This is a genomic window from Rheinheimera lutimaris (assembly GCF_013283795.1).
Taxonomy (GTDB): Bacteria; Pseudomonadota; Gammaproteobacteria; order Enterobacterales; family Alteromonadaceae; genus Alishewanella; species Alishewanella lutimaris.
In genome coordinates, this window is record NZ_JABSOD010000005.1 from 39317 (window position 1) to 59455 (window position 20139).

Below are 20139 nucleotides of genomic sequence, written 5' to 3' on the forward strand. Positions count from 1 at the left end.
AGAGGGACCATAAAAAATATAATTACACTTTAGTGTAATATTCCAGAACCTGAGCTAAATTAACCTTCTGGCGCTGACTTAGCCGCTTGCTTTCAAAGCAACTTTGCACATCTATGTCGCTCGAGAATATAGTAATACAGTTCAGCATAACGCGTTTGTCAGCCACCATGCTTTTCCAATTATCAGATTTAAAGATGGCTTTCCAATCAGCCCAAGACTCTTGATTACCTGTTATTACCCCAAGCTTTTTCAATAGATGACGCCAACTCCAAATCACAAACTGAAGCGGCATATTCTGCCACCAACTCAGGTAAGGCAAACGGCCATCGCCATGAAGTAACCACTTACTTTTGTTTAAAAAAGGCTTGCAGCCTTTGTGAAACAATTTGCGGTTTAACTTCCACTCAGTAGGTACAGCTGCGGCAAGTTTTACGACTTGCTGACACATAAAAGGTTCATAAGATCGGAATAAACGTCTGTTGCAGTACAAGTTAGGCAATGCCACCCGCATAGTAGTTGGCCATAATACAAACCATTCATGTGCCGTATGAGGCCGGATCTGCTGTATACGCTGAAAATGTGCCAACCGTCGGGTATCAAGCTGCTGCAAAATTTCCGCCTTAAAAAAAGCATGTTTAGTTGGCTTGGTGCGGCTTTCGCCGTGCACAAAGCGCTCCGGAACAAACGGAAACTTTCGGCTACCACCTTTTTTATTGGCATACGGCGCTTTTAGCAAAGAATCCGCAAGATAACCACCGAATACCGCCTGATATTGCGGCAATTTGCAGTCCTGATAAAAGCCCAGCGTATGTGCATGCATATACTGGTGACCAGCCCCCACCAACTTACTTGCCGCCGGCAAAATATCGATATAGTAGCAAGGGTGGCGTAACTTTAAATTGAATGACGAGCCGTAAGCATCGGCTACCTGTTTTGCTATTTTGCCTTCGCGGTTGTAGCTATCAAGAAAGACAAAAGCATCCCGCTGTGTATACTCTGCCAGCAGGCCAGACATGGCGCGGGAGTCCTCCCCCCCGCTGATAAACTGGGCCACCTTGCTACCAGTTTGCACAACATTACTGACATAGTGTTGTAAACCTTGCCGTAAAGCATACGCGGCCGTACTGATGTCTTTATACGGGTTAACTTCTTCAGGCTGCCAGTAAGGCTGCACATCAAGCGTGAAATCCTGCGCCAAACTATACATTTGCAAAGCGGCAGGTGCACATTGCCGGAGGTTGCGGTAAAGGGTGTACGGATAGGTTACAACATCATTCAACACAAAATCGGCTACAGATACCATATCTATCTGCTTAGTTTGTCCTGTGCATTGCGCCAACACATCAACATGGGTAGATAAAACCAACTGCTCCGGCGTGTGATACTGATACACCGGTATAAACATCATTAAATCAGTGATACAGCTCAGCGTTTGACGCTGTTTATCAACAATTAACACCACAAAAGGTCCGCTCAGATCGCTATCCCATTGCAGCTCACCACTTAACCAGCGCTGGTACAGCGCTTGCGTACCTTTATCACTATCGGCGTCAGCTAAAAAGCTGTTAGCAGTAAAACCCAGAACCGGGCCGCCAATAACTAAAAAGATATGTTGCTCTGTCTGCAGCGGTTTAAAGCCGCAATACAAATTCGGCGTATAGGCAAGGCTGCCCCAGGTACCACTGATAAATTCAACAGCAGGTGGCGCCGAACTATAAATCCCTTGCAAGGCAGTTTTCGCTGTAGTTTCTGCCAGCGGTGCAGCGGAAAAAATAAAATCACTCATCGGGTACGTTGCTCCACAGCTGCCGCTTTGATAAAGGTGAAACCAATCAAAAATACATTCAGTGCGACACTAACCAAAGAAAACAGCATAACGGCGATAACATCGCTGTTAAACAGCATAAAACCCGCCACCAGGGCTGCAGCCCGAAGCAGTACACTGACGATTTCATAGCACAAGAAAAAGCCTTGCAGGGATAAGGTGGCAATTGCCGCTACACTGGGTCGGTTCAGGAAGCCGGCATATAGCCACAACGCCATCCAACGGGCATACTCACCCGATACAGTCCACTCAGCACCAAAGACAAACCCAAATAACCACGGCCCTGCTACTACAATTAACGCAAAGGGTAACACTCCGACACCGGCCAGTGCCCACGTGGCTTTGCGTAACAAGGCAGCAACGTTCTCTCCGTTGTTGGCAGCTTCAGTAATGCGGGGATAAAACACGTCGGCCACAGCTTTACCCAGTAAGTTTGCCGGCATGGCTAAAATGGTTTTAGCCAACGCATAAAAGCCTGCTGCCGCAGGCCCGAAAAAGCTCATCAGCATTAATACCGGCAGACTCAGCGACACTGCATTGATTAATGCCTGCGGCGCGCGAAACAACGGAAAATCGTAGTATTTCTTTGCTAACACCCAAATACCGGCATTAGAGTTATCATCAACGGCTTGGCTTGCTAACGTAGCTTTAGCTCCAACAAACAACATTACGGCATGCAAAGCATGAGCAAGAGTGGCAATAACTATTAAAACTGCCGCCACCGGGTTAAACCAACCAAAGCCAACTTTAGCGCTGTTAACAATAGCCGACTGCATAAAAGCAACTTTGGCGGTAACCTTAAATTGTTTTTTGCGGATTAACCATTGCTGCAAAATTTGATGTAGTGCCGAGAAAAACATCGCCAGCGGGATAAACAACACAAAGGCATAAATAGCCTCTAACCCTAACCAGTGAACTATGGTTTCACCTGCGACCAACAGCAGTAAGGTAATGACAAATGCCAAAGTCAGTGCCAATAAGGCACTTAATTGCGCAATTTTTTTAGCTTCGCTGTCCTGGCGTGGCAGTACAATCGCAATAGGGTAACAAAGCGCCGCTATCGGGCTTAGCACCATAACCAATGCTAAAAAAGCGCCCAGCACACCAAAAGCTTCCGGGCCGTACAACCGAGTAATAAACGGAGACGCCAGCATGGTAATAGCCTGGGCTCCGGCAGCACCTGTTGCGACAGTAAAAATATTACGGAACAAATTCCCTTTAGTGAGTTCTTTGAATCGCTTTAGCACAGTAGCCTCTTTAAAATCGTTTATAACTAGCACGCAAGGTTCACTATATCCACTGGAGCTACATCCAATCCCAGTACCTGTGTTTGCTTAAGCAGCAAGGATGCCTCATAAAAAGTAACCAAAGGGCTGGGAAATTTGTGTAATAAATAATCTTCCGATGGGATTGCATATACAAAGATCATTAAATCATCTAAGAACTTTAGAGTGCGCTGCTCTATAATACGCCTTTGCATCGTTCAGTTTGCTTAAATCTAACTTTATAGAGCCAAGTACTTCAGCTCGTAAGTCCGTGTCTGCATGAGCCAGAAAATTCAGCGATCCTAATAGATACGCGTTGAGATGCGGTAGCATCGGTTGTTCCACCCGAGCTTTAACAGCCAAAGACATTTGCTTTATAACATATATGTATTTTGAAACAGCTTCAGCAACAAACCAACCAGTATCACCGAGTAATTTTCTGGTATAGATATAATCAGCGTTATCTTGTAAGGCTTTAGTATCCCAAACCGTTTCATTGCCAAATAACCAGCATGATTTAATTGCTGTAGCTACAACATTCGGATAGCTTTTAATTTTTAATTTTAAATCTTTATTCAAAACCAGCAAAAAAACCTACCCAATTTAAGGTTGTACGCCAAACTTAGCTAATACATCTGACATTTTACGATAAGCACTTTTCGATAAGGCTACTTGTAGAAAAATAACAATTGCCATTTTTGGACGATAGCAGCCTCGAACAAGAGCTTTGAAGAACAGATTTAAAGCCCTCGTTCGCTGACCATTTTGTGCAAAACCTTTGGCTACTGGCCAGCCAGTATCTGCTAAATATGCTTTATCAGTTAGCATAGGCTTAATTCTACGTAACCATTCTAAACGTTGCTGGGGGTTACTTTTACTAGAAAGTCGGTTAGCACTCCATTTGTCATCCCAAATAGCGCCTGGCTCAGATAACATGCGCAAAACGCCACCATTAAAAACTAATTTAATTGCAAAATCAGTATCTTGACCAAAAGTAATAACTTCATCATACTTAGATTTCAATGCTAGCTCCCTAGGAACTACTAAAGTACTTGTTTGTACAAATCCTCTGTCTCGCATCAAATATTCAGAAATATGCTCATGCTCTTTAATAGGGCGATGAGGCTTAATGAAATTAAGTTCTTCGCCACGATCAACGATAACTTGCGTAAAAGTACAAACGTTATCACCTTGTACTAAAGCTGGTAGCGCATTAGCTAAATGATGCGGCAGAAAAATATCATCAGAATCGAGAAAAGCGATAAATTGACCTTCTGCAATATCAATACCCGTATTGCGGGCTTTAGAGCCTCCGCCATTGACCTTATATATATAACGAACACGTGAGTCGGCAATCGTGTCTATGACAGCTTTCGTATTATCGGTAGAACCATCATCAACGACTATAATTTCAAATCGCTGTTCAGTCTGATTTAAAACTGACTCTATGCAGCGTTTTAAACTATGCGCTCTGTTGAAAGCGGGAATTACCACACTAAAAAATAAATCATTCTTCACAAGTCCTCCGTGAATTTTTCATCAGCAGTAAGTACATTATTAAAAACAAGAACCATCTACCTTTATCCGCGTATAAAAAATTTGTTTCTAGCAAGCTATGAAAAACAACAAAGAAAAATAGCGAAAAATACAGGAATACAAAATATGGATCAGGATTGTCAGCATATAATAAATCATAGAATGGCTTTATGACGAGTATAAAAAAAACCAAGCAAAAACCTATAAACCCTATTGATAGAATAAGATCCAGATAGCTATTATGTCCTTGAGTTTGTGTAAAAACCCAATCAACCCAGCCAAATGCATATTTCGCTACTACCATGTCTTCACCAACGTGCCAAACTGAGCCATATCCTAAGCCAAACCAAAAATGATCTTGAATGGCTAAATACATAAGATTCCAAATTGTCGCACGACCAGTGAATGCCTGAGGGTCATTAAGAACATCCAAAAATAAGAACAAAATTTGCTCTGACAAGACGACAAGCAAAACTAGAAAGACAAAAATCACTATAGCAACGATATTTTTGATGAGGCTTCTTTTTATAACCAACATCATCATTAAGCCGAAAAAAACACTTGGAAAGAGCAGAGCAAAGGAGGTTTTTGATTGAGTGAAATAGATAAAAATTATTCCAACCAATATAAAAGGAGCGTAAAAATAATTTTTAGTCTTGATTATGCTATATATAAAAAAAATTATTCCGAAACATATTGCTGGTGCAGCAAGGTTCTTATGAGGAAATACCCCTTTCCAATTCCCAACCAGTCCAGTATCAAACAATTCAGAAGCCCCGTGCACTGCTCCGGGTAAAACAGGTATTGAAACAATACTAATAATTAGTAGCGCTGCATATAAAACAGCTAAAACTTTAAACAAACTATCTGCTTTAATGATACTAACCAGCATCATGAGTGTTGTTGTAGTAACAGAAAGCAGTATAATCCTACGAAAAGATATCGCTGGTTCAGCAGCCCAACTAACCGACAATGCACACCAAAGCAAGATCAGAATTAGTCCTTTAAATTTAAGTAGGTCTTTAACACTACCTAATTTAAAAAAGCAAACTACTGACAATACCCAAATAAGAAGAAAAACAATCTGCCGCAAAGCATTGCTAAAGCCTGTCTCATCTAACCTTAACTCGGAAACTTGTGAGGAAAACGGATTTAATCCAACATCAGCAAACACCAGTAAAGCACATAGTAAAAAATGTGCCAGATGATAATAATTAACTTTCAAATAACCATTGGATACGGAAAGCATCAATATTCCCTGCAGATTAAGAACATTTTAGGCACCATGTACGTTCTTATAAACTTCAGGGGCTGTACCAAAAATACCATTTAATTTCCCCCTTTGGCGCATGATCTTAAATATCGCATGCATTTTTTTTCTTTCTGAATTAAAGCAGAAAATATATAGAACTGAGTAATATACGAATGCCGATAATGTTTTTACCGCCTCGCTGAGCCAACTTAACATGCTCATTTTGTTCTTTCTCATTATCCGAACATCACCACATCCAATACGATAGGCGCGTTGTTTTGCCCATTCTTTGGTCAATCTTGAGCTATCGATGAACTCATGACTTACAGCATCAGGTGTAAAAGCGAAAGTTGCACCAGCACTTTTAAGTCGGGTAAAAAACTCTTTATCACCGCCACCAGTGAGACCAAAAACAGGATCAAAGTGTTGGCCTTTAAATTTAACCCAGACAGAACGATTAAGCAGAACATTACCCGTTCCCTGAACTAAGTCAATTCGCCCAGCAGGATGAATTGTGCGCCAGTAAAGATTAAGTTTCTCAGTCCACACTGGGGGTTCAACTGAAAATTCTGGCAAAACAGTTCCTGCAGTAACGTCAACATTTTCCAATTGCTGCATTTTTACTAAACTTGCAATCCATTTCTGCTCAACAACTTCATCATCGTCGACCATAGCCAGCATATCAGCCTCAAATTTGTCAAAAGCATGCAACATTAAAGCATTACGAACATGTGATATGCCTCGAGCGGGTACTGCGATAACAACTAACTGATAAGGGTAACCTGCTTTCATTTCGTTCACAGTAACATGACCACTTCCCCCCTCACCTTCATTATCAGCAACCAATACTATTGGAGAAAAATCCGCTTGCTGTCTTGCAATTGATTCAAGCAACCGTCTTAATCCCTGAGGTCTTTTAAACGTAGGTATACCGATAACAACTTTTATTTTATTCATTTAGTTACACCTTATAAAGCTATGTAGCTATTAATTACTCAGAAAATATCAATACAATAAATGTAATAACGATTAAAAAAATTACCCAGATCGTTCAGCATAAGTCACATCCGTTATAACCTCATATTCCTCAGCAAATAGAAGCACTATGGCATTCACCTGTAATTTAGCTGTAAAAATCACCACGAGACGTAATAACCGGCACTTTATGTGTTGTTTATTAGGCAGTTTCAGGTTAGGTACTTTGAGCTGGCATAAGCTCATTCAAATATAATTAGATATTACAGAACAATCCACATCAGTAATTACAATATTAATATTTTCCAAATCAGAAATCCCTGCTGTGCCTTCTATCGCCGATGCCCCCTCGTACATGAGAGTTTTTCTTGTAAATTCAAGTTAAGATCCATATTTTAAAGCACTTGCACATTTAGTTTTTTAGAGACCACTTTGCCAAGAAAGCTAAATGCGTTTTTGGGATAATCGAGTACATATCTTTTAATGGTATGCGGTTCTTTATACATTCTGTAAAAAGCTCTTAAACTCAACCGGTTTATCCATTCAGGATAATAATCTCCTGTACTACCAGCTTCCTGCCTAATAAAACCACCACATGTAAATGAGCAGCCCTGATAACCTGCCCTTTGAAGTTTTAAGACAAACTGCTCCTGCTTTCCCGCCCCTAAGCCAGCAACCACAATGTCTACTGAAAGTTCTTTAATTTTATCTATCAGTTGATGCTCTTCTTTTTGGGAGAAAAATCCATTTTGGTAGCCTTTTATCACGATGTTCGGATACCGTTTAAAAATTTTCACTTGGAATGCTGTAACTTCTTGTTCAGTAGCGCCTACAAAAAAAACTGATTTTTCATTTTCCTCAGCAAATTGAAATACATCTTCAGCAATAGAGGTAAAATCAAAACTTGCTCTGTTAATATTTTTTCTTTTAACCAAACCAATTAACATGCACATTAAAAAACCATCACAATAGTAAGTAATATCACCGTCATTACTATCTTTAAAAAATGCACTTAACGAAGCTAAATTCAGAAATGAGTAGCAACCACCTGGTTTAATTGATGAAGGTCTAAAATCTGAGTTTACCAACAGTAAATTCGTATGTTTCATACTGTTTTTACATCCAAAGCAGCGAAATTCAATTACACACCAATGTTAATTTTCTTGACAATTAAAATAACCAAACTGGTTAGCTGTTTTCTTCAGCCTCGGAGTTAACCTCAGAAACTGCTGAATACCCTTACGGTTGCTAAACCCAGCTTTTCAAAATGCAGATTTATAAAAAATCCTAACTACGCACTGCAGTCGTATAAACAACTATTGTTAAGACTGCGCTATCGCCAGTTCCAATTCAGTTCTTTTCAGTGGCTCGTTAATCAGCTTTTGCATCTGTGCTTTTAACGGAGCGCCCAGTGTCGGGTGGCGCAGGCCGTATTCCATATTGGCGGTTAACAGGCCCAATTTGGTGCCGCAGTCATGGCTTTTGCCCACAATGCGGTAGGCTTCCAGTTGTTCGAGTAACCGCAGTTGATGCAACGCATCGGTTAACTGAATTTCGTCGCCGGCGCCTGGCGGCGTAAATTCCAGCAGGTCCCAAATGGCAGCAGACAGCACATAACGGCCGGTAATGGCGTAATTGCTTGGCGCCTCGTCCAGATCCGGCTTTTCTACCATATCGTAAATTTTTGCGGTACAACCGGCGCCTAAATCGGTGCCGTTTAAATCAACCACACCATATTGGTTTACCATGTCGTGCGGCACCGGCTCTACCATGATCTGGCTGGCGTTGTTTTCTTTATAGCGCGCTATCATTGCCGCCAGGTTGTCTTTTTTCAGGTTGCTGTGGTACTGATCAATTAATACATCCGGCAGCAATACCGCAAAGGCGTTGTCACCTACTACCGGCCGTGCACATAAAATGGCATGACCAAGGCCCAACGCTACCGGTTGACGCACGGAAATAATGGTGACATTTTTTGGCACTATGGCGCGCACTTCTTCCAGCAACTGGCGCTTAACGCGTTTTTCCAGCGTGGCTTCCAGCTCAAAGCTGGTGTCAAAGTGGTTTTCAATGCTGTTTTTCGACGAGTGCGTTACTAATACAATTTCAGTAATACCGGCGGCTACCGCTTCCTGCACTACATACTGAATCAGAGGCCGGTCTACTACCGGTAACATTTCTTTTGCCATCGCCTTAGTGGCGGGCAACATACGGGTTCCCAGACCCGCAACCGGAATAACAGCCTTAGTGATGGCAGAGGTTTTTACTGCAGATAACGATGAAGGCATAGTACCGGTCCTTGTGGTGAATGACAATTAATTAACAAAAATCAACACAACATTACAACATTATGTGCAAATAGACAAAGCGAGCACGGATAAAAGCGATAGTAAGCGGCAAAAGCGCGATGCTGGTGCGGTAATCGTCCATGGCTGAAATGTTACATCCTGTCGAGCGTCGCAATTTTACGTACACAAATTGTAAAGTCAAAGTATTTTAACTGCTATTTATGACGCTCTGATGGCAAATTGCCGCAGTGGTAATTGCAGCGCTTAGCCACAGCCGCTATAGTTTGGCAATAACTTACTGATAACGCTGGTGTGTTACATATTGCCCTCTAGCCTGCAGCTCTCCTGCCCATGGTTTCTTACCGAACGCTTTCGCCGTTTTTACCGGTGCTTTGGCTATTGCCTGTTACTTTCTGTTAGCATATTGCTCAGTTTTCAGGTATTTACCCGGGTAGAGCCTTTTGCGCTAAGCGATACGTTGTTACAGCAAACAGAACAAGGCTACGGTGAGGCCGCGCTGCAACGGGTATTGCGCTGGCAAGCCTTAATCAACAACAGCCGTGGTAACAGCGATTGGAATAAGCTGCACAAAGCTAACGATTTTGCCAACCGCGAAGTAGCTTATGCCAGTGATGAAGCGCATTGGGGCAAAAGCGATTACTGGGCTACGCCGCTGGAGTCACTGCAAACCGGTGCCGGTGACTGTGAAGATTACGTAATACTAAAGTACTTTATGCTGCGCGCTATGGGCGTGGAGGAAAATAAACTGCGGTTAATGTATGTGCGGGCCCTTACACAGAACGAACCGCATATGGTACTAACCTACACCGAAAAACCCGGTCAGTATCCACTGGTACTGGACAATATTAACCCGAAAATTTTGCCGGCGAATAAACGCACCGATTTGCGACCGGTTTACGCCTTTAACGGCAGCGGTTTATGGATGGCGAAAGCCCAGGGCCTGGGCAATAAGGTGGAAAACAGCGCCGGGGTATCGCAATGGCAGCAGTTGCTTGAACGGATAGAACATGGTAATTAACAATTTGTATATATTGAAGGGACAACAAGCGTGTTGAAGAATGGAATCAGTTTAAGTACGCAGTTTTATGCACTGATCATTGTAATGACCTTTATTGCCTTTGCCGGCAGTTTGCTTAGCAGCACGCTGACGCTGCGCGATTATCTTAACAGTCAATTAGGATCACACGCGCAGGATGCGGCCCATAACCTGGGCCTGGCGATAAGCAGCAGCGGTGGCGCCGACACGGTGCTTATTCACACTCTGGCCAGCACCTTGTTTGACTCCGGCTATTATCAGCAAATCCGTTTTGTTGATAATGAAGAACGCGAACTGGTTAATCTGAGTCACGATAACAATGCTGCCGTTCCGCGCTGGTTCAGCGATGTTTTTGCGTTGCAGGCACCGATAATGCAAAGTGAGATAAGCGATGGCTGGTTAGTGCTGGGCACGCTAACGGTGCAATCTAACACTGTGCTGGCTGAACGCAGCCTGTGGCAACAAACCACCCGCAACCTGCTTAGCAGTGCGCTGCTGTTTGCGCTGGCAGCCTTAGCAATTCATGTTATTTTGCGTGCCCTGCTCAAGCCGCTGCGGCAAATAGTGCAGCAAGCCGAAGCCGTGGGCCGCAAAGAATTCCGGCAAAACCCTGGCCGCACCGTCACCCGCGAGTTAAACCTGGTGTTGGGGGCGTTAAACAGCATGGTGCTGAATATCAGTAAGGTGTTTAGCGAGCAAAGCCGCTATGCCGAACAACTCATGCAACAGGCTTATTTAGACCCGCTAACCTCCCTGCCAAACCGCCGTGCGCTGCAGCAGCAACTAAGCAATCTGCAGCAAGACGCTAAACTGAACCACAACGCGCTTTATGTGGCGATGGTTAGTTTAAGCTCGCTGCAACAAACTAATGACGAGCAAGGCTATGCCAGCGGTGATCAGTATGTGCAAAAAGCCGCCAGCCTGTTGCGGCAACTGCAACAACAATACCCTGCATTGCAGCTGTTCCGGCTGTCAGGTTCAGAGTTTGCCATTATCGGCGCAGCAGACAGAACAAGCGCAGCTGAACTGGACAACAAGCTGATACAGGCGCTGGAGCAAGAACACAGCCAGTGCTACAGCCAGGGTTTTGGCCGTGCGGTAAGTGTACTGGCAGAAGCTGCAGAGTCATTTAGTAACATTCTGGCCAGGCTGGACACGCTGCAGGCACAAGACAACGTACAACTGTTAACCGGCGCCAATACTGAAGCAGACTTGTGCGCGCCGGGTCGGTTGCAGTGGCAGCAACTGATTGACCGGTTGTTACATCATAACGACAGCAGTGACGCCAATATGGAACTGCTATTACAACCGGTGGCCGATCAGCAACATAAGCTGGTTTATGCCGAATGTTTACTGCGCTTTGTGGTTGATGATAAGCCATTATCTACCGCTGAAGTGCTGGCCATGGCCGCCAGATTAAACCGTGCCGATACGTTAGAACGGCAAATGTTGCAGTTTATATTACAATCACTGCCGCAGTTATCCGGTGGCGCCGTGGCCATTAATATCAGTGAAGCAGTATTGTGCTCTGACGACTTGCGCCAATGGTTGTTGTTACAGTTGGCTCAAGGTGCCGCAACACTGCCACCGCTGCTGGTAGAAATAGCAGAGCACAGCATTATTCAACATCCGCAGCAAGCCGCTCAATTTATAACCAAATTGCAACAGTTGAACATAAAAGTGGTTATTGAGCGTTTCGGCGCCAATTTAACCTCACTGCGGCATATTCAACACTTAAATATTGATTATGTTAAGCTGGATGCGGGATTTATCAATGACTTAGAGCAAGAAAGCAACCGCTTCTTTATTATGACACTGACACAAATTTGTCACAGTGTCGGTATTAAAGTTTTGGCAACACATCTTGAGAGCATAGACAGGCTGGAAGCCTGTAAATCACTGAATGTAGATGGGTTTCAGGGGTTCGTTTTGGGTGAGATCATAAATTTTACCTTTTTGAGCAAAAAAGGGGATGTCAACAAAACCAAAATGCAATATACTCTGAAACAAGTTTTTAACCCCAAAGGAGATACCTATGATGCTTCGTAAAGCTCTGGTGCTGGGTACCGCTTGCACAATGATGTTGTGTTCAGGCGCGGTATTTGCACAGGACATTGCACAAACCACTGATGTTGCTGTTGTACAGGAAACCCCTGTAACTGTTACTGCTGTTCAGACTACTGCTGATTTAACTGCGCAATTAGCTGCAGCACCGGAAAATGCTGCGCAATTAATTGCGAATGCTATTACTGCTGCAAACGGAGATGAAGCTGCTATTGAAGCTATTTTAGCAGCAGCTGCCGACGCAGGCGTTGAAGCTGACGTTATTCTGGCTTCTGCTGTAAGTGTCGGCGTTGACCCAAGCGTAGTAGCTCAGGTTGTCGCTGATACCCAAACTGCTGCAGCTCCGGTTGCACCAGCGGCAGCACCACAAGCTCTGCAAGCCGTTGCTGCTGTTGCACCGGTTGCACTGCCAGCTCCTGGCGCGCCTGGCTTTGGCGGCGGCGGCGGTGGCGGCGGCGGTACCATTTCCGGTAACTAAGCCTCAGTTTGTTGCATAAGAAAGGGCCTATGGCCCTTTTTCTTTGTGCAGGATTATTTTAATACGGATGTTATGCAGTCTCTGACATGAAAACACAGCACAGCTCTTTAAGCCGCTTAATTCCCTTACTGTTAAGCTTTATTATTATCTGGGCCCCGATCCCGTTGGGTTCTAACCGTATCTGGGCTTGGTCAATATTACACAGCTTAATTGCTGTGGCGGTGTTGTTGCACTGTGTCGTGGCGTTTCAACAGCGTCAACCATTATGGCGTGAGCGCTGGATAGGCCGCTTTCTCGCTGTACCGGCCTTTACTGCCTTGTATATGTGTCTGCAGTGGCTGGATGTTATTCCCGGCCTGTCTAGCGCTGACGCCTATCACACCGCTATGCTGGCACAACGCACCTTTTACCTGCTGCTGTTTTTATGGCTGTTGTGCCAATACACCGATTCTGTTGCGCGGATGAAAGCAGTGTTAATTGCCATTGTCACTGCCGGCTGCATTCAGGCCTGTTATGGCAGCATGATTAATCTGGCCGGGCTGGAGCAATCACCTCTGTTTGGCGTTATCGAAGCAGATAAAGCCCGTGGCAGCTTTGTTTATCAAAACCACTACGCGAATTATCTTGCACTGTGTCTTAGCATGGCCATTGGCTGGATGATCAGTGAACTGAACGTAGACAAAGTCAGCGGCAGCCGTAAAGCCAAATTGCGTGAAGCTGTCAGCACCTTGCTCAGTGCCAAAATGCTGCTACGCCTCGCAGTGATAATAATGATTATCGGCTTAATTTTAAGCCGCTCGCGCATGGGTAACAGTGCTTTTTTTGTTGGCCTGGGTATAACAGCGCTGCTGGCCATTTTTTGTTATAAAAAACCGCCGCGCTTACTAAAACCCTTAGTGCTGAGTATTTTTGTGCTGGATTTACTGATAGTCGGCGCCATGTTTGGCGTAGAAAAGGTAAAACAACGGCTGGCAGAAACCAGCTTTGCCGGCGAAACCCGTGATGAAGTAGTACTGCACAGCTTACCATTGCTGCAACAACACTGGCTTACCGGCAGTGGCGCCGGCAGCTTTTACACCGTATTTCCGGCACAGCAGCAAGGCGTATATACCGGCTTTTACGACCATGCCCACAATGAATATTTACAGTTCAGTATAGAACTGGGCATACCGCTCACTTTGCTGTTAGGCGCCTGGCAATTGTATGCGCTGTGGTTATGTATCCAAACTATGCGTACGCGTAATACGCGCTTATACAAAGGTGTGGCCTTTGGTGCCATGATGGCCAACCTGCATATGCTGCTGCATAACACGGTAGATTTTAATCTGCAGGCACCGGCTAATGCTTTGTTATTTGTCAGTATTCTGGCTCTTAGCCATCTGGCTTACCATAACCCGCAACCGCAGCGTACTGGCTCCGGGCTATAAATCGCTGCCCGGTTGATACCAGTCTGTCCAACTGCGGGTAAGTACAAACACACTGTAGCTGGCAAACTCTGCCATTAGCTTGCTGTAAAAATCAAAATTGGTCAGGTTAACCGTCACCGGACAATTTATACCGCAATTAACACGGCGAAAGGTTTGGCTGGAAGTGGCCACCACTTTGGCACTGAAACCATGGTGTGCGGTGAGCTGTGTTACCCGCCAGGCATGAAAATCGCTGGTAAGAATGTAGTCTGGTTTCAGCTCTGGTTTAGCAGCCAGGCTGTTAAATTCTTTATAAGTATTGTCGCCGCCAAAAAAACAATCGATGGCGAAATTGCCCGGCATAGACAACAAGTAATCGACATAGGGCCGGCAGTAACGGGTAGTAATAATCACGCTGCCACCCTGCGGCATTAACGCCGATAACTGCTGTAAACGCGCCTTAGCACAGGCCGGCAGGGTCTGCTGTGACCCGCCGCAGCCCAGCACAACCACATTGCTGGCTGCACTTAACGTATACACTGCACTGTAACTGCCGTACCAGGCCCGTACCTGATTAGCCACAAAACTGTTACCGGCCAGATAATAAAATGCCAGCAGCAACCACAGGCCTTTTTTGCGGTAGCAAATACAAGCCAACAGCAGAGCATACAACACCAGATTATGCGGAAACATCATCGGTTCAAGAATATCTTTCATCAGCACTCCTCTTGCCGGCCGTACTTTGCAGCAATAAGGCATTACATAAAGCCCAGGGCAGCCACAGCATGCCGGAGGTTAAAATATGCCCCGCCAACGACGATACCAACAGCAGTAGCAGGTTTAACAGCAGCAGGCTGCGCCCGGCGCCACTAAAGCGCTGCTGCCAGCTGTGGCGGATAAATACGGCAAATACCAGCAAAAATGTCAGCAAACCGGCGATGCCGTGAAACACCAGTAAATCAAACCAGTCCAGCTCAGCAAAATATTTCTTCAAATACAAGGCAATACCACCTTGCCCCACTCCCGCCAGGCGCTGCCATTCACTGTAGTTGTCTGCTGCGGTTTGCCAAATGCGGCCGGCATAATAATCGCGGGAGGACAGCAATATGCCGCTAAGACCACGCTGCTGATAAACAAAACTCAGTTTGTCGTAAATGCCGAGCAGCCTCAGCAGGTATTCACCGTTTAACAGCAGCAGCATCAGTAACAGCAATAACAGCCCTGTCGCTATGGCAAGAGCACGGCGCTGGCGCTGCCAAAATACGGCTCCCTGCATTAACAGCGGCACAAAAATAACCAGCATTACTACGCCGAACAATCCGGTTTTTGTCAGCAGTAACAGCGCCAACACCAGCGCACAACTGCTCACCAAAACATAAGCGACTTTATAGTGTGGCCAGCACAGCACCAACAAGCCGCAGCTGATCACCAGCAGCACCGCCGATAATTCATTGGTGGAATAGAAAAAGCCTTTAATACCCAGAAACGATTGCGCCACACCATCCAGCGGCTGATAAGCCGTAAAGCCGAACCCCGCCAACCCGGCCAGAGCATTAAGCAGCAGCACCGCCGCACTGATATACAGCGTTTGTGTTAACAGCTGCGTTGCCAACTGCGGCCGGCGTTGCTGTAATGACACTAAACAGGCTAATGCCAACAGCGGGCTAAGCGCTTTAATCGCCAGTTGCATGTCGGCCAGCATCCAGTGTGTGGCCATCTGCGGCCAATGCATTGCCGGCCCTGCCAACAGCAGTAACAGCAGCAACAGCAGTGCCGCCAAGCGTTTTGGCTGCTGTAACAACAGCACCAACACCATCAGCAGTAACACTATAAGTTTGTAATACACCGACAAACCATAGCTGGTGCCATGCCATTGCAGTACAGCACCATTAAGGCAATCGACGGCTAAAAACAGCGGTATAAGCCAGCACAGCAGTTTATCGCAGCTGTTTAGCCAGGCTGCGCGCAGTGCGGGTGATAGTAACGACAGCGGCATTATTTTTTAAACAACCCGGTAAATCCCTTACTAAACACTTTAATACGCCAGCGGCTAAGCACGCCCAGCTTATGTCTAATAAAATAGCGCCACTTTAGTTGCACCAAACCGTAACGGCTGCTGCTAAGCAGTTGTGACAAGGTCAGCGGAATTTGTTCCATCGTCTGGCGGTAAAACATCTGGTTTTGCAGGTTACGCGCACTCATGTGCACACGGTGCTTGGCGACAAATTGCTTGTGCGCATCCAAGCGCTTCGGCGAATTGGTGATACGCCCCAGTTCGTGGCCAACATTTACTTTGTAGCTGGCATCCGCAATACGCAGTGCCGGGCCATATGCCTGCACTACCCTGACCCACATATCATAATCCTGAAATGCTGCCAGCCCGGTATCAAAGCCACCTAAGGCCAGCATACGTTCACGACGCACCAGAGCCTGGTTAGACAAAGTATGTAAATCGAGCAATTCAGCTAAGCCAACCACCCGGCGCTCAGCATACAGCTTTTTTTGCAGCGTGCCGTAATCCCAAATGTAGCCGGAGCAGACACAGCTGTATTTATCATCATAAGCGTTATACAAATTGCTTAAGCGCTGCGGTAAAAACTCATCGTCGTCATCTATACCGGTAACAAATTCCCCTTTGGCCTCAGTAATGGCACGGTTGCGTGCAGCGCAGGCGCCCTGGCCGCTGGCCTGGCGAAAAAAGCGGATGCGCTCGTCATTAATGTATTTGTTGGTTAACACCGCCCAGGTATCGTCGGTAGAGGCATCATCCACTACCAGCAGCTCAATATTGCTGTAATCCTGTGCCAGCACCGACTCAATAGCACGGATTGCCATCTGCACACGGTTAAAGGTCGGCATATAAACACTGATCAGCGGTAACGATTGCGTGCTCATGTTGTTGGCTTCCATAGCGTTAAATTTTACCGGTCCAATACCACCAGACGTAGCGCAGCAAACCAAGTTGCCGGCCAATGCGACTGGGTTGTGATAACAGCCGGTAAGCCCATTCCAGATTCAGCTTACACCAAAGTTCAGGTGCCCGTTTTACATTGCCGGTAAATACATCGTAAGTACCGCCAACGCCCATATAATAACAATCAGGGTGCTGTGCACGGATGCGTTGGATCAGCAACTCCTGCTTCGGCGACCCCATAGCAACGCTGACAATGCGCGCACCGCTTTGCTTAATTTGCGCAATAAGTGCCGCTTCATCTTTAAAGTAACCGTCTACCGCGCCCACCAGGTTTACTTTTTGTTGTAGTAACTTAGTTTCCGTTTGACGGTTAACCTCTGGTGTAGCACCAACAATAAACACCGGCACCTTGTACTGTGCTGCACGCAGCATCAACTGCTGCCACAACTCGCAGCCGGGGATACGCTGTACATTTTTCTTCAACCGCTTGCGCATCACTTTTACCACACCAATACCATCGGCATAGCGGATATCAGCTGCGGCAATGACCGCCGCAATTTGTGGCTCGCGTATGGCGGTAAGAATTTTTTCCGGGTTAATGGCAATGGCTGAACCGGCATACACACTGCCATCGTCGCGCACTATATAAGCCAGCAGTTGCGCCATGCCGGCAAAAGCGGACACCTGCACCGGCCCTATGCTCACCTGTGGCGGCTGTATTGTGGTCACAGCGCTGTCCGGCGTTATGCTGTTGGCGTTGTTTGCATTCATCTTAAAACATCCTGATAAAGCTGTTGTAATTCACTGACCACGCGCCCCAACAGATATTGCTCTGCACTGTGGCGGGCGGCCAACTGCATTTGCCGGTATTGCGCATCAGATTGGGCAAAAAACTGCGCCAATGCATGTTCCAGCGCAGTCAGCAGTTGCTGCTCTGTGCCCTGCTGGCTGATAAGAATACCATTGTCGCCGTGGTTAATCTGCTCTGCTGCACCATCGGTATAGCTGGCAATAACCGGGGTGTAACAGGCCATCGCTTCGGCCATAACCAGGCCAAAGGCTTCGTGGCGTGACAAGCTGATAAAACACCGCGCCTGGCTGTATAACTGCTTTAATGCCTGGCTGTCTTTCGGCCCCACCACCAACACATTAGGGAAACGTCTGGCAGCAGCATGCAACTTATCCAGCCAGGGGCCGGAGCCGGCAATCACCAGTTTTTTATCCTGTAATGCAGGTAACAATGCCAGTAAGCGATCCATGCCTTTATTGTGATCCAGGCTGCCGACATACAAGATATCGATCGTTTTTTCCTGCCAGCTCAGTTGCTTGGCCTGGCCAAACAATTCACTGATGCCGGCCGGCAGCACCTTAGCGCGTTGCGTTGGCAAACTGAACTGCCGCGCCAGGGCTTTGCTGGCAAAAATCCACTGCGACACCCTGGCAGCACACCAACGATAGGCTTTGCCGGGTGGCTGATACAAATAAATGTCACTGCCGTGGCAGGTCACTACAATTTTCACTTTCGGATTTCGCAGCCACTTATACAACAGCGCCAGCCAGATAGTCGGGTAAAAATAATGCACATGCACTATATCAAACCGGCGCCGGCTTAACACAAAGCGCCAGAGAAAATCGAGCGCGAAAACCGGATATTTCAACCACTTGTTCAGCAAAGAGTCACTGTGCCAGCGCATATAATGATAGGCAGGATTAAGCGCAGCTAACGCCCACACCTGATTGTGAACAAACTTGCCCTGAAACGGTGATGAAGGCTTAGGGCCCATATTGCTGATAATTAAAATGTTACTCTTTGCTGCCTGCACGCTGAAATATCACCCTGAACCGCTGGCGGACTATGTACAATACTTGTTGTCCGCCGGAAAAACACTTAGTTTATAGCGCATTGCGCTACAACCGGAATAGCGCCAGTAAAACCGATTGTAGCTGACGCCCGGCTGAATAGCTGTTAACCCTGAGCCAACCAGGATAGTTAAATGTCTGAATATATTAGTCTTTATATTACTGCTTTGTTTGCGGCCTGCGCAGCCATCGCGTTACTGTATCCGTTGTCGGTGCGCGTGGGGCTGGTAGATGTACCGCGCGGGCGCAAGCAGCATCAGGGGGCGGTACCGTTAATCGGCGGCATAGCGACGTACTGTGGCCTGGCCATTGCCATGCTGCTGTTTGCCGACAGCAATATACAGCCGTTTTATTATCTGGCCTGTAGCGGCGTTATTCTGGTATTGGGCGTATTTGATGATTACCTCGATTTAAGCGTAAAGCTGCGCCTGGCGGTACAAACGCTGGTGGGGCTGGCCATGACATACAGCCTGGATTTGCATATCGCCAGTCTGGGTAATTTGTTTGGCCTGGGTGTAATAGAGCTTGGCGTGCTGGGGCTGCCGGTAACACTGATTGCCGTTATCGCCGCTATTAATGCGTTTAATATGACCGACGGCATCGACGGCCTGGCCGGCATGTTAAGCCTGGTCAGCTTTGTCAGTATCGCTATTTTTATGGCGTTATGGGGCCAACAGTTATATGCCGGTTTCGCACTGACGTTAGCCTTGGCAATACTACCTTACCTGGCGTGCAACCTGAACCTGGTACCCGGCCGGCGTATTTTTATGGGCGATGCCGGCAGCATGTTAATTGGCCTGAGCGTAATATGGTTGCTGATCATCGGCACCCAAAGTGAGAGTGCCAGCTTTCGGCCGGTGACAGCGCTGTGGATCATCGCCATACCGCTGATGGATATGATTGCCATTATGGTACGGCGTATTCGTAAAGGACAATCGCCGTTTCAGGCCGATCGCGAGCACCTGCACCATATTTCACTGCGGTTGGGCTTAAGCTCACGCGAATCACTGGCGCTTATTACCGCCCTGGCCTGTATTTTTGCCTGTATCGGTATTATCGGTGAATACCTGCTGCTGCCTGAGCCACTTATGTTGCTGCTGTTTATCGCGCTGTTTGGCGGTTACCTGTATCTGCTACAACATATCTGGCGTATTATCTCGCACTTTCGCCATAAGCGACTGCAACAGCGCCAGCCAAGGGCGGTGAAGTAAATAGCGAC

Annotated in this window: 18 protein-coding genes; 5 read left to right on the top strand and 13 right to left on the bottom strand. The window is 46.3% G+C overall.

The genetic code is table 11. The features are described from left to right. Positions 1 to 22: 22 nt before the first annotated feature. The 8 genes from HRH59_RS06190 to galU form a co-directional block, all read right to left on the bottom strand. Positions 23 to 1786, bottom strand: coding sequence for an asparagine synthase-related protein (locus HRH59_RS06190; RefSeq protein ID WP_173500404.1), 1764 nt, complete (start codon positions 1784 to 1786; stop codon positions 23 to 25). After that, a complete protein-coding gene (locus HRH59_RS06195; protein WP_173500405.1) occupies positions 1783 to 3072 on the bottom strand; it encodes a lipopolysaccharide biosynthesis protein in 1290 nt (429 codons plus the stop codon). Before HRH59_RS06195 ends, HRH59_RS06190 begins: the two co-directional genes overlap by 4 nt. 186 nt (positions 3073 to 3258) lie before the next feature. Next, complete coding sequence (locus HRH59_RS06200) at positions 3259 to 3669, bottom strand: hypothetical protein (protein WP_173500406.1); 411 nt, start codon at positions 3667 to 3669, stop codon at positions 3259 to 3261. A 24-nt stretch (positions 3670 to 3693) separates the two neighbouring features. After that, positions 3694 to 4608 carry a glycosyltransferase family 2 protein gene (locus HRH59_RS06205; protein ID WP_173500407.1) on the bottom strand — a complete coding sequence of 305 codons (915 nt, stop codon included), beginning with the start codon at positions 4606 to 4608 and terminating at the stop codon, positions 3694 to 3696. Then, the gene (locus HRH59_RS06210; protein ID WP_173500408.1) at positions 4598 to 5875 is read right to left on the bottom strand and encodes an O-antigen ligase family protein; all 1278 of its coding nucleotides are present in this window, start codon (positions 5873 to 5875) and stop codon (positions 4598 to 4600) included. Before HRH59_RS06210 ends, HRH59_RS06205 begins: the two co-directional genes overlap by 11 nt. 27 nt (positions 5876 to 5902) lie before the next feature. Then, a complete protein-coding gene (locus tag HRH59_RS06215; protein ID WP_173500409.1) occupies positions 5903 to 6835 on the bottom strand; it encodes a glycosyltransferase family 2 protein in 933 nt (310 codons plus the stop codon). A 413-nt stretch (positions 6836 to 7248) separates the two neighbouring features. Continuing rightward, entirely contained in the window at positions 7249 to 7962 is a 714-nt protein-coding gene (locus HRH59_RS06220; RefSeq protein ID WP_173500410.1) for a WecB/TagA/CpsF family glycosyltransferase, read from the bottom strand. A 213-nt stretch (positions 7963 to 8175) separates the two neighbouring features. Next, the gene (gene galU, locus HRH59_RS06225) at positions 8176 to 9141 is read right to left on the bottom strand and encodes a UTP--glucose-1-phosphate uridylyltransferase GalU (protein WP_173500411.1); all 966 of its coding nucleotides are present in this window, start codon (positions 9139 to 9141) and stop codon (positions 8176 to 8178) included. A gap of 322 nt (positions 9142 to 9463) precedes the next feature. On the opposite strand from galU, the gene HRH59_RS06230 reads away from it, so the two are divergent. The 4 genes from HRH59_RS06230 (at position 9464) to HRH59_RS06245 (ending at position 14167) form a co-directional block, all read left to right on the top strand. Beyond that, positions 9464 to 10180 (top strand): transglutaminase-like cysteine peptidase, encoded by a 717-nt coding sequence (locus HRH59_RS06230; RefSeq protein WP_218573476.1) that lies wholly within the window; start codon positions 9464 to 9466, stop codon positions 10178 to 10180. A gap of 30 nt (positions 10181 to 10210) precedes the next feature. Next, positions 10211 to 12247, top strand: coding sequence for a bifunctional diguanylate cyclase/phosphodiesterase (locus HRH59_RS06235; RefSeq protein WP_173500412.1), 2037 nt, complete (start codon positions 10211 to 10213; stop codon positions 12245 to 12247). Continuing rightward, positions 12234 to 12740, top strand: a complete 507-nt coding sequence (locus HRH59_RS06240) for a hypothetical protein (protein WP_173500413.1) — start codon at positions 12234 to 12236, stop codon at positions 12738 to 12740. The genes HRH59_RS06235 and HRH59_RS06240 overlap by 14 nt, the downstream gene beginning before the upstream one ends. An 86-nt stretch (positions 12741 to 12826) precedes the next feature. Further along, positions 12827 to 14167: an O-antigen ligase family protein gene (locus HRH59_RS06245; RefSeq protein WP_173500414.1), complete on the top strand. Its 1341-nt coding sequence runs from the start codon at positions 12827 to 12829 to the stop codon at positions 14165 to 14167. Here HRH59_RS06245 and HRH59_RS06250 read toward each other — a convergent pair. The 5 genes from HRH59_RS06250 to HRH59_RS06270 are packed head-to-tail and all read right to left on the bottom strand — an operon-like array spanning position 14162 to position 18883. After that, on the bottom strand, positions 14162 to 14863 hold the full coding sequence (locus tag HRH59_RS06250; RefSeq protein WP_173500415.1) for a hypothetical protein: 702 nt from the start codon (positions 14861 to 14863) through the stop codon (positions 14162 to 14164). The genes HRH59_RS06245 and HRH59_RS06250 overlap by 6 nt on opposite strands. Next, positions 14847 to 16142, bottom strand: coding sequence for an O-antigen ligase family protein (locus HRH59_RS06255; RefSeq protein WP_173500416.1), 1296 nt, complete (start codon positions 16140 to 16142; stop codon positions 14847 to 14849). The genes HRH59_RS06250 and HRH59_RS06255 overlap by 17 nt, the downstream gene beginning before the upstream one ends. Further along, entirely contained in the window at positions 16142 to 17041 is a 900-nt protein-coding gene (locus tag HRH59_RS06260; protein ID WP_173500417.1) for a glycosyltransferase, read from the bottom strand. Before HRH59_RS06260 ends, HRH59_RS06255 begins: the two co-directional genes overlap by 1 nt. 19 nt (positions 17042 to 17060) lie before the next feature. Further along, positions 17061 to 17831, bottom strand: coding sequence for a WecB/TagA/CpsF family glycosyltransferase (locus HRH59_RS06265; protein WP_173500418.1), 771 nt, complete (start codon positions 17829 to 17831; stop codon positions 17061 to 17063). Beyond that, positions 17828 to 18883, bottom strand: a complete 1056-nt coding sequence (locus tag HRH59_RS06270) for a glycosyltransferase family 4 protein (RefSeq protein WP_331460154.1) — start codon at positions 18881 to 18883, stop codon at positions 17828 to 17830. The genes HRH59_RS06265 and HRH59_RS06270 overlap by 4 nt, the downstream gene beginning before the upstream one ends. Positions 18884 to 19054: 171 nt before the next feature. Here HRH59_RS06270 and wecA point away from each other — a divergent pair, with 171 nt between their 5' ends. After that, positions 19055 to 20131 carry a UDP-N-acetylglucosamine--undecaprenyl-phosphate N-acetylglucosaminephosphotransferase gene (wecA, locus tag HRH59_RS06275; protein WP_173500419.1) on the top strand — a complete coding sequence of 359 codons (1077 nt, stop codon included), beginning with the start codon at positions 19055 to 19057 and terminating at the stop codon, positions 20129 to 20131. Positions 20132 to 20139: the final 8 nt, after the last annotated feature.

What these genes read in the sequence shown, in the direction of transcription:
- HRH59_RS06220 (WP_173500410.1), bottom strand. Translation starts at nt 7,962, where the DNA reads ATGAAACATACGAATTTACTGTTGGTAAACTCAGATTTTAGACCTTCA.
- HRH59_RS06265 (WP_173500418.1), bottom strand. Translation starts at nt 17,831, where the DNA reads ATGAATGCAAACAACGCCAACAGCATAACGCCGGACAGCGCTGTGACC.
- HRH59_RS06240 (WP_173500413.1), top strand. Translation starts at nt 12,234, where the DNA reads ATGATGCTTCGTAAAGCTCTGGTGCTGGGTACCGCTTGCACAATGATG.
- HRH59_RS06245 (WP_173500414.1), top strand. Translation starts at nt 12,827, where the DNA reads ATGAAAACACAGCACAGCTCTTTAAGCCGCTTAATTCCCTTACTGTTA.
- HRH59_RS06250 (WP_173500415.1), bottom strand. Translation starts at nt 14,863, where the DNA reads ATGAAAGATATTCTTGAACCGATGATGTTTCCGCATAATCTGGTGTTG.
- HRH59_RS06255 (WP_173500416.1), bottom strand. Translation starts at nt 16,142, where the DNA reads ATGCCGCTGTCGTTACTATCACCCGCACTGCGCGCAGCCTGGCTAAAC.
- wecA (WP_173500419.1), top strand. Translation starts at nt 19,055, where the DNA reads ATGTCTGAATATATTAGTCTTTATATTACTGCTTTGTTTGCGGCCTGC.
- HRH59_RS06260 (WP_173500417.1), bottom strand. Translation starts at nt 17,041, where the DNA reads ATGAGCACGCAATCGTTACCGCTGATCAGTGTTTATATGCCGACCTTT.
- HRH59_RS06215 (WP_173500409.1), bottom strand. Translation starts at nt 6,835, where the DNA reads ATGAATAAAATAAAAGTTGTTATCGGTATACCTACGTTTAAAAGACCT.
- HRH59_RS06210 (WP_173500408.1), bottom strand. Translation starts at nt 5,875, where the DNA reads ATGCTTTCCGTATCCAATGGTTATTTGAAAGTTAATTATTATCATCTG.
- galU (WP_173500411.1), bottom strand. Translation starts at nt 9,141, where the DNA reads ATGCCTTCATCGTTATCTGCAGTAAAAACCTCTGCCATCACTAAGGCT.
- HRH59_RS06190 (WP_173500404.1), bottom strand. Translation starts at nt 1,786, where the DNA reads ATGAGTGATTTTATTTTTTCCGCTGCACCGCTGGCAGAAACTACAGCG.